This is a genomic window from Microbacterium sp. zg-B96, assembly GCF_030246865.1.
Lineage (GTDB): Bacteria > Actinomycetota > Actinomycetes > Actinomycetales > Microbacteriaceae > Microbacterium.
In genome coordinates this window covers 2,695,749-2,709,663 of the sequence record NZ_CP126738.1, presented here as the reverse complement: position 1 = coordinate 2,709,663, position 13,915 = coordinate 2,695,749, and the positions used below count along the sequence as shown (strand labels likewise).

Below are 13,915 nucleotides of genomic sequence, written 5' to 3'. Positions count from 1 at the left end.
GCATCCGGCCCTCGCGCGCGCGTCGGCGGGGACGTTCGCGACGACCCAGCGCGCGCGGCGCGCGACCCCGTGCGTTCGGTGGTCGCGATGGGCCCGTCCGGCGCGCGGGGCGGGGACGTTTGCGACGACTGAACGCGCGCGGCGGGCTAGGCCAGCGCGTCCACGATCGGACGGAACTTCACCCGGGTCTCGATGAGCTCCGTCTCCGGGTCGCTGTCGGCGACGATCCCGGCGCCGGCATACGCGGTGACCGGGATGTCATCGGAGCCGCCGGCGGGCACGATGTGCGGGTCGAACTGGGCGCAGCGCAGCGCGATGGCCCATTCCCCGTCGCCGCGGGAGTCGATCCACCCGACGGGACCGGCGTAGCGGCCACGATCGAACGGCTCGAGGCGGTGGATCACTTCGATCGCGGCAGCCGTCGGCGTGCCGGCGACGGCGGCGGTCGGGTGCAGCGCGGCGACGAGATCCAGAGCGGATGCCACTCCGCCCAGTTCCCCCTCGACGTCGGTGGCGAGGTGCCACACGTTCGGCAGCTTCAGCGTGAACGGCGCCTCGCTGGCCACGAGCGCGCGGGTGTGGGGGCGAAGCGAAGCCAGCACGCTCTGCACCGCGTACTCGTGCTCGTCGATGTCCTTCGTGCTGGATGCCAGCGCGGCCGCCGCGGCGGTGTCGGAATCGGCATCCGCGCCACGCGGCGTGGTTCCGGCCAGCACGCGGGCCGTGACGGTGCCGCCGTGGACGGTGACGAGGGTCTCGGGGCTCGCGCCGATGAGGCCGTCGACGGCGAACATCCACGTGTCGGGGTATTCGGATGCCAGCGCGCGCGCGAGCCGGCGCAGGTCGGAGCCGATGGGCACCGTGCCGCGCAGGTCGCGGGCCAGCACGACCTTCTCCACCTCGCCGGCGGCGATCGCGTCGAGCCCCGCGCGCACGGCGGTCATGTAGCCGTCCGGTGATTGCGCCCCGGGTCCGACGGTGCCCGACCAGTGCACGCCATAGGGCGTTTCGACGGGTTCCGCCGGGGTGCCGCCTTCGGGCCCGATCGTGGTGACCCACGACCGGCCGCCGCGGCGGCCGACCACGATGTGCGGGACGGTCAGCACGCTCTGCCGTGCGGAGCGGGGATCGAACGTGAGCGCGCCGAATGCCACGAGCCCGGTGCCGGGCAGCTGCAGCGGGTCGTCGATCACCGCAGCGGCGGCCAACTGCTGCCACGCCTCCGCGAGCGACGCGTGCCCGTCGGGGCCGCCGTACGTGAATGAATACGCGTCCCCGTACCCGACCATGCCGTCGCCGCGTCGGATCCACGCGGTCGGGTCGGAAGGGGAGGTGAAGGGGAGCAGATCCTCGATGTGGTCGATCTCCCGTGTCTGGACGACGAGGCGGGGAGGGGTCAAAGTCACCCCTCAAGCCTAGACTCGCCAGGGTGAACGCGATCTCCGCGGTATCCGCCCGTCCTGCCCCCGGCACCCCGCTGCTGTTCCGCTGGCGAAAGTGGGACGGTGGGGCGCATTGGGTGCACGAGTGCGTGTATCTCGGCAGTGACCGCTGGGGTGACTGGGTCGGTCAGCGGGTGGGGGATCGCAGCGTGCGCCCCGGCCGCGACATCCCGGCGCCGCAGCCCAACGTCACCCTCATCCCGCCCGACGGTGATTGGGTGTTCACGACGAACGCGCCACCGCACCGCACTCACATCTACATCGACCTCGCGTGGGATGTGACGTGGATCGACGGCGAACCCGGCGGTATCGACATGGATCTCGATGTCGTGCAGCGGGTGGGCGCCGACGTCTACATCGAGGACCGCGACGAGTGGGACGAGCACCGAGTGGCCTACGGCTATCCGCTGGACATCGTCGATCGCCTCGAGCGGGTCGCCGTCGACCTCGAGACGCGGGTGCGCAACCGTGAGGCGCCGTTCGACGAGACGACCGCCCAGCACTGGCTCGACCGCCTCGCGGCAGGTGGGGAGCCGCCGATTCCGTAGGCTCGTCCGGTGATCGAATGGATTCTCGCCGAGTGGATGCAGATCCTCGGGTTCGCCACCGGCGCGGCGTGCGTGCTGCTGTCCGCACTGCGGAACGTGTGGACGTACCCGCTCGGCATCGCGAACAACCTCGTGTTCCTCGCCGTGTTCCTGCCCGCCGGTCTCTACGCCTCGGCTGCCCTGCAGGTGGTGTATCTGGCGCTGGGCATCCACGGCTGGTTCCGCTGGACCCGCCGGGTCGAGCATGATCGCCACTACATCGCGCGCACGCCCCGCCGCGCGATTGTGTGGCTCGTGGTCGCAGGCGTGGCTCTCGCCGCCGTGCTGACCTGGGTGCTGTCGACGTTCACCGACTCGCAGGTCGCCCTCGCCGACGCCGCCACGACCTCGGCGAGCCTCGTGGCGCAGTACATGCTCAACCGCAAGTGGCTGGAGAACTGGTTCGTGTGGATCGGCGTGGACATCGCCTTCGTCGCACTGTCCATCGTCACGGGGCTGTGGATCGTGGCGGCGCTGTATGTGCTGTTCGTCGCGCTGTGCATCTTCGGGTGGCGGTCGTGGCGGCGCGTGCAGGGCGAGACGCCGGCCACGGACCCCGAACCGCACGCGGTCGCCGCCCGTGCCTGAACCACGGTTTCGTCACGGCCTGGTCATCGGGAAGTTCTACCCGCTGCACGCGGGCCACTCGCACCTCATCCGCGCCGCGGCGCGCGCCTGCGACCGGGTCACGGTTCAGGTGATCGGCGCGTCGGTGGAGTCGATCACGGTCGCCACCCGGGAACGGTGGATCCGTGAAGAGCACCCCACCGTGCACGTGGTCGCCTTCGTCGACGACACCCCCGTCGACTTCGGCTCCGACACGGCCTGGGACGCGCACACCGCGATCATCGCCGGTGCGCTGGAGCGCCCCGTCGACGCGGTGTTCACCTCCGATGCGTACGGCGAGGAGCTCGCCCGGCGCCTGGATGCCACGTGGGTGCAGGTCGACCCCGGCCGGGTGATGACCCCCGTCTCCGGCACCGCGGTGCGTGCCGACCCCGCCGCGCACTGGCACGAACTGGCCCCCGCGGTGCGCGCGAGCCTCACGTCGCGCATCGTCGTGCTCGGCGCCGAATCGACCGGCTCCACGACGCTGGCCGCCGCGCTCGCCGCAGAGCTCGGCACCCACTGGGTGCCCGAGTACGGCCGCGAGCACTCGATCACCCGCGCGGGCGGGCTCACCGCACCGTGGCGCAGCGACGAATTCGACGTCATCGTCGACCGGCAGGTCGCGCTCGAGGATGCCGCGCTGCGGCAGACGCCCGCCCCGGTGCTGGTGTGCGACACCGATGTGCTGGCCACCGCGCTGTGGCACGAGCGCTACGTCGGGCAGCGCGCGGCCCGCATCCATGACCGCGCAGCCGAGCACCGGCCGGCGCTGTATCTGCTCACCGGCGACGAGATCCCATTCGTCCAGGACGGCACCCGCGACGGCGAGCACATCCGCTCCCGCATGCAGGAGAGGTTCCGCGCCGTGCTCGAGGACCAGCCCGTGCCGTGGCTCGAAGTGCGCGGCGATGTGGCCACCCGGGTGCAGGCGGCGCTGCCGGCGGTGCACGACGCCGTGGCCCGGGCGCTGTCGTTCGCCGCGCCGCTGGAGGGCCGGCCGCTGGCGGAGCAGCTCGCGTTGCAGCGACTGGGCGCCCGTTAGGCTGGCGCGATGTTGGATCGCTGGCACAAGGTCTCCGAGTCGCCCACGACCCCGTTGGCGTCCGGTGGCGTGCTGCAGCTCACCGCGGACGATCTGTTCCGGGGAGCGGATGCCGATTCTCCCGTCCCGCTGGATGAGAAGCTGCGTCGCACCTACTACTGGATCGTCAACCGGGCCGTCATCTCGCCCTACTACGACGTGGAGTTCTCCACCGGCGCCCCCGTCACCTTCCCGCTCGGCGACGCCGGGGCGGAGCTGACGCTGCCGACCGAGGCATCCTTCTCCTCGAACGTGCTGCTTCCTCTGCTGACCTTCGCCGTCGGCGGCAAGTGCCTGCTCGTGGGCGGACCGGGCCGGGGCAAGACGACCCTCGCGGTGCTCATGGGAGTGATCGCCGGGTCGTCGGCCGAGGACGTGCGCCGCGGCGTGCAGCAGGGCCAGCCGCAGCTGACGATCAGCGACCTCGTCGGCATCCCGTTGCCACGTGACCTCATCAACGCCGGCCGCATGACCGACATCGGCATCGCGTGGCGCGAATGGCTGACGCGGCCGGTGAAGATCATCGACGAGTACAACCGCATCCCCACGAAGACCCAGTCGGCGCTGCTCACGATGGTCGCCGAGGGGTACGTCGAAAGCCACGACCAGCTGCACCGCACCGCGCCGGCGTCGGGGGTGGAGAGCTGGTTCTTCACCGCGAACGACGACGGCGGCGGCGGTACGTTCCCCGTCATCCAGGCGCTGCGCGACCGCATGGATGTCACGGTGCAGGCCGCGAGCTTCAACAGCCGGTTCTTCGACGAGCTGGTCGCCCGGGTGGAGGCGGGGGAGAAGCCCGAGGAGCACGTGCCGGAGGAGCTCGTGTTCACCGGTGACGAGCAGGCGCACATGCGCGCGGCCATCCGCGCGGTGCCGGTGCCGCCCGAAGTGCGCCGGCGCCTGGAGTTCTTCCTCAGTCACTTCGAGTTCGTGCAAGCAGGCGGCCGGCGCTTCGAGTACCGCACGAAGGACACCGTCACCACCGCCGGCGGCCGCGTCCCTGAGGCGATCGAAGCGAACTCGGGTGCCGATCTGGCCGTCGATCTCGGCGCGCAGTCGATCAATGGGCTGTCCGTCCGGGCGCTGCAGACGCTCATCGTCTACGCCAAGGCCGTCGCCTGGTTCCGCGGCCGAGGCGCCGTGGGTGTCGAGGACGTCGCCGCGGTGCTGCCGTTCGTGCTGCGCGGCAAGCTGCTGCCCAACCCGACGCATCCGCGCTTCGACGTCGGCGCCGAGCGGGAACTGACCACCGACGTGATGAGCTGGCTCGCCGACCTGTTCGCGCAGTCCTGCCGGCAGTACGACGCGCTCGGCCGCGGCCAGGACGACCCGGTGCGCGACCTGCTCGCGCAGCTGGATGCCGGTCTGGACGGCCTCAGCGCGGTGGACGCGTCGCGCCGGGTGACCGAGATCGAATCGCGCGTGCGTGCGATCGCCGCGACCGGCAAGCTGTACGGCCGGGACTTCGACGACCTCACCGCGCTGAAGTACCTGCACCAGCGCTACACCGCATACCTGCGGTGGGCGGAGCAGCAGGCGTGATCCAAGTGCCCGGGCACCTCGCCGACCGCGGGAGTCCCATCGGCGAGCCCGAGCCGGTCGCGGGCCTGGACTGGGCCGTCGCGAAGCGCAGCGTGCAGCGCGCCGGCGGACGCCCCGACCGGTTCACCGGGGCGATGGCCGCCGCCCAGCGCGCCGCCGGCGGACCGGACGACACCGCCCTGCTCGCCGGGATCGCCGGCATCGCCGCGTGGCGCGCGGGTGCCCTGGCCTACCGCCAGGACGCGCTCGCCCGGATCGACGCGCTCGCCTCCGACGCCGCACGCCGGGCCGCCGCCGCCGCGCTCGATCTGGACATGTCCGGCCTCGCTGAGTTCGCGAAGCGGCAGCGGACCGACCGGTTCTGGTGGCCGGGCCGCGCCGCCCTGGACGGCTACGTGTGCGCCGTCGGCGGCTTCGCCGGGCTCGGCGGAGCGTGGGTCGCGCCGGCCGACGCCTGGTACCCGCTCGGCGAACCCGGCGCGTTCGCGATCCGCACCGGCGACCGGTGGTGGCGCCTGGATGCCGATGTGTGGGGCTCCCGCCTGCTGCCGCTGGACGCGCAGCCGCAGGAGCGCGGCCCCGACCAGGCGGCATCCATCGTCTGCCTCCCCGACACGTACCTCGCCTGGGTGCACGTGGAGGACGCGGCGTGAGCGCACCGCACGGCGGCGTCCCGATGGATGCCGCGGCGCGCGGCGCCTGGGAACGCGCGCTGGCCCTGTGGGGCGTGCACATGCACGACGCGCAGCTGCTTCCCGGCGCCGGGGCCGAACAGGGCGCGCCGGCGTGGTTCACGTTCCCTCCCGCCATCACGGTCGACCCCGACATGGTGCAGGCCCTCGGCGGCGCGGCCGAGCTCGAGAGTGTGTTCGCCCACGAACTGGGGCACCACGTGCTGGCACCGAGCACCCGCATCGACGCGCTGAAGATCCGCCACCAGCTCGCGCGGGCGCTGGTCGCGGCGGGGGCCGAGACCATCGCCGACGGCGATGTCGCCCTGCTGTCGAACCTGTGGACCGATCTGCTGGTGAACACCCGGGTGGGGCTGCTGCAGCGGCGACGCGACGCGGACGGCGCGGAGCCGGGCATCGTGCGGCTTGCTCGCGAGCTGTACCGGGAATCCGCCGGAACGCAGAGCCGGCTGTGGTGGCTGTACCTGCGGGCGTACGAGCTGCTGTGGAACCTCCCCGCCGGCGCGCTGGTGCCGGTGCAGCCGCCGGAGGCGCCGGGACCCGCCGCGCCTGCGCCGGTCGACGAGCTGCCGCTGGAGCGGGTCCCGGAGCGACTGCGCGAACAGGAGGTGGCCCTGCGCGCGGCGCGGCGCGAGGCGCGGCGGGTCGCCGAGGAGTTGGCGGGGGCGATCACGACCCACCCGGTGCTCGACGCCGACCTGCTCGCCGGGATCGTCCGCACGTTCGCCGGCGACCCCGTCACGGGTGCGCTGCGGTTCGGCGTGCTGGTGGCGCCGTACCTCGTCGAAGAGCGGGCCGCGGGGGCCGCCGGGGCTGCCGCGCGTGGGCGCATGCCCGGCGGTGGGTGTTCCGCCGATCACGCCCCCGCGACGGCGGGCGAACTCGGCCGCATCCTGGCCGACCGCCGTTTGCAGGGACCGGTGCCGGACCGGTCCGGCCGCGACAGCGACGAGGCGGGCTACGGCGCGGGGACGACAGGGCAGGGCCGCGGACAGCGGCTGGATGTGGCGCGCACCCTCGAGCTGTACGCCACATCGGATGCCGCTGCGGTGGTGGCGGCGTGGTACCGGGCGCAGGCCGCGCCGTGGGTGAAACCAATGACCCAGCGAGTGTCCTCCCGTCCCGCGGCGAGCCTGCCCGGACCCCTCGAGCTGTGGGAGACGGGCGACGACCTCGCCGACCTCGACTGGCCGGCGACGCTGCAGGCCGGCGCGGTCGTGATCCCGGGCGTGACGACGCGTCGCCGCTCGGTCCTCGACGATGAACCTGAGAAGCAGGAGGGGAGCATCGAACTCGATCTGTACATCGACTCCTCAGGGTCGATGCTCCACCCCCACGCCGGGTCGCCGGCCGTGCTGGCCGGGACGATCCTGGCGCTGTCGGTGCTGCGGGGCGGCGGCCGGGTGCGGGTGGCGAGCTTCTCCGGCCCGGGGCAGGTGGCCGGCAGCGAAAGGTTCACCTGGGACGCCGCCCGGGTTGCAGCAGACCTGGCCTGCTACTTCGGCCACGTCACGTCGTTCCCCCTGGATCTGCTCGATCGGCGCTACGCGCCGCTGGCGCCGCCGCGCAGCGAGGAGCGCCGCCACCTCGTGGTGCTCTCCGATGACGGCTTGACGTCGATGTTCGGCGACGGCAACGAGCCGTTCGCCGACGTGGCGGCGCGGACCCGCACGAAACTGACCACGGCCACCCTCGTCGTCCTTGCCCGGGCGCGGCGGGTCGAGCCGCTCGCGCGGGCCGCGGGCTACGACGTGCTCTATCTGGAACTGATGGCCGACGCGCCCCGGGTGTGCGCACGACTGGCGGAGGTGCTGCATGGCTGAGGCCGACGAACTGCTCGCGGTGTGGTCGGGCATGGCGCCCGCCGACGACGCGATCTGGGCCGCCACGCGGCCCGGGCCCGCACTCGCGGCCGTCGCCGCGCGGCTGTCGAGCGTGCCCAGGTCGTTCCTGGACGACCAGGTCTCGATCACCGCCCTGGCCGGGGACGTGCGGGCCGGCGACGTGGTCGCGGCCGCACACGCCGGCGACCGCCGCGTGCGGCTGGGCGCCGCACTGGGCCTGTGGCTCTTCGCCAGCGAGGCCATCGTCGAGCCCTTCGACCCGCCGCTGGCGGACGGCACCGGCTCGCTCGCCGTCGACGCGCTCGCGCTGCGCCTGGCCCCGGTCGCCGATCCGCTCGAATGGCTCTCCGACGACGAACGCCGCGAGGAGGCGGTGCGCACCTTCCTGCTGTGGTGCGGGTACCGCCCTGCGGGGGAGGACTCCACGACGGCGCGCTCGCTGCTGGACGCGCGGGACTCGCTGCGTCGCAACAGTGCGCTCGCCGAGGCGTACGAGGCCCACCGGCATCGCGCCGAGATCGCGCGGCGCCTCGCCGCGGCCCGGGCCAAGGAGGCCGCGGCGCGGTACAGCCATGAGTGACCCGCCCGACGATCCGCTCGCGCTGGCCGAGTACGTCCCCGGCGGGGCCGCGGTGCTCACCGACGCCGAACGCTGGCCGACAATGGATGCCGCGGGGGCGGCGCGGCTGCACCGGTGGCGCACCCATCCGGCCGCGCCTGAGTGGGTGCATGAGACCGGCGACCGGCTCACCCCCGACATGCTCGACCGGGTGCGCGCACCGCTGCCCACCGAGGGGTGGCTCGACGCGCACCTGCGCACCGCGCGGCGTCTCCTGCACTACCGCGGGATGGTGGGGCTGAACACGGTCGCCGACTTCCCGCCGATCAGCCGTGCGCACCTGGCCGCCGACATCGCCGCGTTCGTGCCGCTCGACGCGGACCTGGACCGATTGCTGCACGGCACGAGCTCGGGCTCCACGGGCGCAGCCCTCAACATCCCCGACGACGTCGAAGAGGTCGCCCGCGGCTTCCACCATCTGGTCGCACTCGTGCAGGGCGCCGGTGTCGCGTGGCATCCGGACGGCGAACGGTTGGCGCTGGCCGCGGTCGTGCATCAGCGGCAGGCCTTCACCTACGTCTCACTCATCAGCGGCTTCGCACAGCGCGCGATGGCACGCCTGAACCTCGCCGAGGGCGCTTGGGGCGCGGCATCCGATCGCTCCCGATTCCTCGCCGACGCCGACCCGCAGGTGATCTCCGGCAACCCCACGAGTCTCGCCGAACTCCTCGCCGCCGACCTGCGACAAGCGGTGCGCCCCCTGGCGTTGTTCTCGGGCGCGATGGCGCTGACCAGGCCGCTGCGCGCCGACCTCGAGGACGCGTTCGGCTGCCCCGTCTTCGACGTCTACGGCCTGCATGAGACGCGCCCCATCGCGGTGCGCACCGATGATGGACCGTTCCGCGTGCTGGACCGTCGCGTGATCGTCGAGACGCTCGACGAGGCCGGGCAGCCCGTCGCCGACGGTGAGGTGGGCGAGATCACCGTGACGGCGGGCGAGAACCCGCTGCTGCCGCTTGTGCGCTACCGCACCGGCGACTTCGGCAGGCTCGTGCAGCTGCCCGGCGGCGGCGTCGGCATCGCCGATCTGGAGGGTCGCGAGCACACCGTGTTCCTGGGTGGCGGCGGGCGCCGCATCGCGTGCGTCGACCTGACGCAGCAACTGCAGACCTACGGCGCGCGGGGGTGGAGCGTGACGCAGCACGCCGACGGGCGGGTCCTCGCGCGCATCGCAGGCGGCGACCAGACCCTCATCGCGCGGGCGCTGGGCGCCCTGTTGGACCAGCCCGTCGAGGTGCAGCGGGTCGACCGGGTCACCGACCTCGGCGAGGGCAAGCCCCGCCGCTACCGGAGCCTCGCGGTCGACCTCCCCCTCGACATCCCCGCCAGCCCCGCGCCATAGGATCGAACCGTGACCTCCGACTCGCATCGCGCCGACCTTGGTAAAGACCCCTCGCGTGTCAGCGGGATGTTCGACGAGGTCGCCCCGGCGTACGACCGCACCAACACCGTGCTGAGCCTCGGCAACGACCGGCTCTGGCGCGTCGCCACGACGCGGGCGATCGCCCCGCGGCCCGGTCAGCGCATCCTCGATCTCGCCGCCGGCACCGGCGCGAGCTCGGTCGCCCTGGCCGCCAGTGGGGCCGAGGTGGTCGCCGCCGACTTCTCGCCCGGCATGATCGCCGAGGGCCGTCGCCGTCACGGCGGCGTGGCGAACCTGTCGTTCGTCGAAGCGGATGCCACGGCGCTGCCGTTCGAGGATGGCTCGTTCGACGCGGTGACGATCTCCTTTGGCCTGCGCAACGTCAACGAGCCGAAGAAAGCGCTCGCCGAGCTGCTGCGGGTCACCGCTCCCGGCGGTCGCCTGGTGATCTGCGAGTTCTCGCACCCGCGGTCGGCGGCCTTCGCCGGGCTGTACCGGTTCTACAGCGACCGCGTGCTGCCCGTCATTGCCCGCACCGTGAGTTCCAACGCCGCCGCGTACGACTACCTCAACGAATCGATCCGCGACTGGCCCGACCAATCGACGCTCAGTGCGTGGCTGCGCGAGGCCGGCTGGACCGACGTCGCACACCGCGACCTGACCTTCGGCATCGTCGCGCTGCACCGCGCCCGCAAGCCGCTGGCCGAGCCCACCGCCTGAGACTCTTCCGTGGGTCCGGACCGCGCAGCAGCACCCGCCGCGACCCCGGTAGGCTTGATGACGTGACTGCGAGCCCCCCTGCGCCGGGTACGCGCCTGGCCAGCCGTCTCGGACTGACCGAGCGGGTGTTCGCTGGACCCCGCGGACGGAAACTCATCTCCGTCGTCGAGGAGGGCCTGGACCGCGTCGAGGCGAACATCGCCGTCGAGCTGAAGAGTGCCGACCGGCTCGTGGATGCCACGACGCGCTACCTCTACGAAGCAGGCGGCAAGCGCGTGCGCCCCATGCTGGCGCTGCTGACCGCGCAGCTGGGCGACGGCGCCACCGACGAGGTCATCTCGGGTGCCACCGCCCTGGAACTCACCCACCTCGGGTCGCTGTACCACGACGACGTCATGGACGGTGCCGATGTGCGCCGCGGCGTTCCCAGCGCCCATGCGGTGTGGGGAAACAGCCTCGCGATCCTCACCGGCGACCTGCTGTTCTCGCGGGCGAGCCAGATCATGGCGCGACTGGGCGAGCGGGCCATCCGCCTGCAGGCTGACACCTTCGAGCGGCTCGTGCTGGGTCAGATGCACGAGACGGTCGGCCCGCAGGCATCCGATGATCCCGTCGAGTTCTACCTGCAGGTGCTCGCCGACAAGACCGGTTCGCTCATCGCGGCATCCGCGCAGGCCGGCATCACCTTCGGCAATGGGCCACGCGAGTTCGAGGCGCCGCTGATCGCGTTCGGCGAGCGGGCCGGAGTGGCCTTCCAGCTGCTCGACGACGTCATCGACCTGTCCGCCGACCCCGACGAGACCGGCAAGGTGCCTGGTACCGACCTGCGTGCCGGCGTGCCGACCATGCCCTACCTGCTGCTGGGAACGCGGACGGATGCTGCGTCGAAGGCGCTGCGCGCCGAGATCGACGAAGGCGTCGCCGGCATCGCCGACGGTGCCGACCCGGCCGTGCTGGACGAGCCGCTCGCGCAGCTGCGCGACCATGAGGCGACCGCCGCGACGCAGGCGCTTGCCGGCGACTGGTCGGATGCCGCGATCGCGGCGCTCGCGCCCATCCCCGACGGTCCGGTGCGTGAGGCGCTCACCCGCTTCGCCCGCGCCGTCGCCGACCGCTCCAGCTGACGGCATCGCTCTCGACGGGCGCGGGAACGGCGTTCCCGGTGTCGACCACGAAAGGATTACCATGACCAAGCTCCGACTCGCCATCGTCGGCGCCGGCCCGGCGGGAATCTACGCCGCCGACATCATCCTCAAGGCCGAGCGTCGCTTCGATGTGTCGATCGACCTGTTCGAGCAGCTGCCGGCGCCCTACGGGCTGGTTCGTTACGGCGTCGCCCCCGATCACCCGCGCATCAAGGGCATCATCACCGCGCTGCGTGAGGTGCTCGACCGTGGTGACATCCGCCTGTTCGGCAACGTGCGCTTCGGCGAGGACATCACCCTCGACGATCTCAAGCGTCACTACAACGCCGTCATCTTCGCGACGGGCGCGATCCGCGACTCCTCCCTGGACATCCCCGGCATCGACGCCGAGGGTTCCTACGGCGCCGCCGACTTCGTCAGCTGGTTCGACGGGCACCCCGACGTGCCCCGCACCTGGCCGCTGGAGGCCGAGTCGATCGCCGTCATCGGCAACGGCAACGTGGCCCTGGACATCACCCGCATGCTCGTCAAGCACGCCGACGATCTGCTGCCCACCGAGATCCCCGACAACGTCTACGAGGGTCTCAAAGCGTCGCCGGTCACCGACGTGCACGTGTTCGGGCGCCGCGGCCCCGCGCAGGTGAAGTTCACCCCGCTCGAGCTGCGTGAGCTCGGCGAGCTGCGTGACGTGGACATGGTCGTCTACGACGAGGACTTCGACTACGACGAGGCATCCAAGACCGCCGTCGCCAGCAACAAGCAGGTCATGGTCATCGACCGCGTGCTGCAGTCCTGGCGCAAGCGGCCGTCGGCAAACAACGCCGGCGGCGAGGCATCCCGCCGGCTGCACCTGCACTTCTGGGCCAAGCCCGTCGAGGTCAAGAAGGATGCCTTCGGCCGCGTCAGTGCGTTCGTGTACGAGCGCACCCGCCCGGACGGTCAGGGCGGCGTCGTCGGCACCGGCGAGCTGCGCGAAGTCGCCGTGCAGGCGCTGTACCGTGCGGTCGGCTACCTTGGTTCACCGCTGCCCGGCGTGCCGTTCGACGAGCGCCACGGCGTGATCCCCAACCACGAGGGTCAGGTGCTGCACCAGGAGTCGAACGATCGGGTGCCGGGCGTCTACGCGACGGGCTGGATCAAGCGCGGCCCCGTCGGCCTCATCGGACACACCAAGTCGGATGCCATGGAGACGGTGAGCCACATCATCAACGATCAGGGCTCCTGGTGGGACCCGGAGGACCCGTCCGAGTCGGCGATCCCGGAGCTGCTGGCCACGCGCGGCGTGCGCTGGACCGACCTCGAGGGCTGGCATCGCCTGGACGAGTACGAGATCGCCCTGGGTGCGGCGAAGGAGCGTCCCCGCATCAAGGTCGTTCCCCGCGAAGAGATGATCACCGTCTCGCGCGGCGAGTAACTCGTCGCTTCCCCTGTCACGAATGGTCGCCCCCGGCGCCCATATCCGACAGGTGAGCGGGGAAGCCGCGCGCTCACGCGACCGGAGCGGGCGTGGGACCGGGCGCGGCCGTGGGCTCGGCTGAGGCGGCCCCGGCCCGCAAGGGCGCGATCGCGATGAGCGCGGCCGCCGCGAGGGCGACGTTCCCGGCGATCATGATCACGGCCCCGACGGGGGAGGCATCCTCGCCCGACGTCAGGAACGTATCGGCCAGCGCCATGCCGATTCCAAAGGCCGGAATCCACTGGGTCGTCCCGATCAGGCCGACCATCGCGAATCCCATCACGGCGACGCGCCGCGCGCTGACCCAGGGGACCCGCACCCCGATCGGGAACACGATTGCGGCGAGGCCCCACACCACCGCCCACATGCCCAAGATGACGTGACCGGCCGGAGGCAGCTGGCCGGCCGCCGTCATCTCCGCGTAGATCTGCTCGAGCGTGAGCCCGGGCACCTTGGCCAGCGGGTTCCACACCAGGATCTGCGCGACCGACAGCACCACGAGCGTCAACGCCGTCAGACCGAAGGCGACACCGAGCGTCACCCGTGTGCCCGCCGCGGCGGGCGGTTCCGACCGGTAGGTCGGGAGCATCACGGCAAGGATGCCGGCGAACGGCGTGACGAGGGGTGCCAGCGGAACGGCCAGCCCGACCGCCAGCACCATCGCACCAACGCCGAGTGCCGCTACCCAGAGAGCGAGTCGCTGCCGCTCACCCGACGCGCGCGGTACGGGTGGCAGGGGATGCATGTGCCGCAGTCTAGGGAGCGCGCGCTCGCGGCAGCAATGGCGCCGCACCGGCACCCTGCGCTCGGAGGAC

Annotated in this window: 13 protein-coding genes; 11 read left to right on the top strand and 2 right to left on the bottom strand. The window is 72.2% G+C overall.

The features are described from left to right. Positions 1-146: 146 nt before the first annotated feature. Positions 147-1,400 (bottom strand): isochorismate synthase, encoded by a 1,254-nt coding sequence (locus tag QNO11_RS12830; RefSeq protein WP_306817182.1) that lies wholly within the window; start codon positions 1,398-1,400, stop codon positions 147-149. A gap of 29 nt (positions 1,401-1,429) precedes the next feature. Between QNO11_RS12830 and QNO11_RS12825 the strand changes: the two genes are divergently transcribed. The 11 genes from QNO11_RS12825 (at position 1,430) to QNO11_RS12775 (ending at position 13,058) form a co-directional block, all read left to right on the top strand. Then, a complete protein-coding gene (locus QNO11_RS12825; protein WP_257507900.1) occupies positions 1,430-1,990 on the top strand; it encodes a DUF402 domain-containing protein in 561 nt (186 codons plus the stop codon). A gap of 9 nt (positions 1,991-1,999) precedes the next feature. After that, entirely contained in the window at positions 2,000-2,617 is a 618-nt protein-coding gene (gene pnuC / locus QNO11_RS12820) for a nicotinamide riboside transporter PnuC (protein WP_257507901.1), read from the top strand. Next, positions 2,610-3,680, top strand: a complete 1,071-nt coding sequence (locus tag QNO11_RS12815) for an AAA family ATPase (protein WP_257507902.1) — start codon at positions 2,610-2,612, stop codon at positions 3,678-3,680. The genes pnuC and QNO11_RS12815 overlap by 8 nt, the downstream gene beginning before the upstream one ends. A 9-nt stretch (positions 3,681-3,689) precedes the next feature. Beyond that, entirely contained in the window at positions 3,690-5,261 is a 1,572-nt protein-coding gene (locus QNO11_RS12810; protein ID WP_257507903.1) for an AAA family ATPase, read from the top strand. After that, positions 5,258-5,914, top strand: a complete 657-nt coding sequence (locus QNO11_RS12805) for a potassium transporter Kef (RefSeq protein WP_257507904.1) — start codon at positions 5,258-5,260, stop codon at positions 5,912-5,914. Before QNO11_RS12810 ends, QNO11_RS12805 begins: the two co-directional genes overlap by 4 nt. After that, positions 5,911-7,776: a VWA domain-containing protein gene (locus QNO11_RS12800; protein ID WP_257507905.1), complete on the top strand. Its 1,866-nt coding sequence runs from the start codon at positions 5,911-5,913 to the stop codon at positions 7,774-7,776. The genes QNO11_RS12805 and QNO11_RS12800 overlap by 4 nt, the downstream gene beginning before the upstream one ends. After that, positions 7,769-8,377, top strand: a complete 609-nt coding sequence (locus QNO11_RS12795; RefSeq protein WP_257507906.1) for a phosphohydrolase — start codon at positions 7,769-7,771, stop codon at positions 8,375-8,377. The genes QNO11_RS12800 and QNO11_RS12795 overlap by 8 nt, the downstream gene beginning before the upstream one ends. Then, positions 8,370-9,758 (top strand): AMP-binding protein, encoded by a 1,389-nt coding sequence (locus QNO11_RS12790; protein ID WP_257507907.1) that lies wholly within the window; start codon positions 8,370-8,372, stop codon positions 9,756-9,758. The genes QNO11_RS12795 and QNO11_RS12790 overlap by 8 nt, the downstream gene beginning before the upstream one ends. 9 nt (positions 9,759-9,767) lie before the next feature. Further along, a complete protein-coding gene (gene ubiE / locus QNO11_RS12785; protein WP_257507908.1) occupies positions 9,768-10,499 on the top strand; it encodes a bifunctional demethylmenaquinone methyltransferase/2-methoxy-6-polyprenyl-1,4-benzoquinol methylase UbiE in 732 nt (243 codons plus the stop codon). 62 nt (positions 10,500-10,561) lie between these two features. Continuing rightward, entirely contained in the window at positions 10,562-11,623 is a 1,062-nt protein-coding gene (locus QNO11_RS12780; protein WP_257507909.1) for a polyprenyl synthetase family protein, read from the top strand. Between the two features lie 61 nt (positions 11,624-11,684). Next, entirely contained in the window at positions 11,685-13,058 is a 1,374-nt protein-coding gene (locus QNO11_RS12775; RefSeq protein ID WP_257507910.1) for an FAD-dependent oxidoreductase, read from the top strand. A 73-nt stretch (positions 13,059-13,131) separates the two neighbouring features. On the opposite strand, the gene QNO11_RS12770 is transcribed toward QNO11_RS12775, so the two are convergent. Beyond that, on the bottom strand, positions 13,132-13,845 hold the full coding sequence (locus QNO11_RS12770) for a hypothetical protein (protein WP_257507911.1): 714 nt from the start codon (positions 13,843-13,845) through the stop codon (positions 13,132-13,134). Positions 13,846-13,915: the final 70 nt, after the last annotated feature.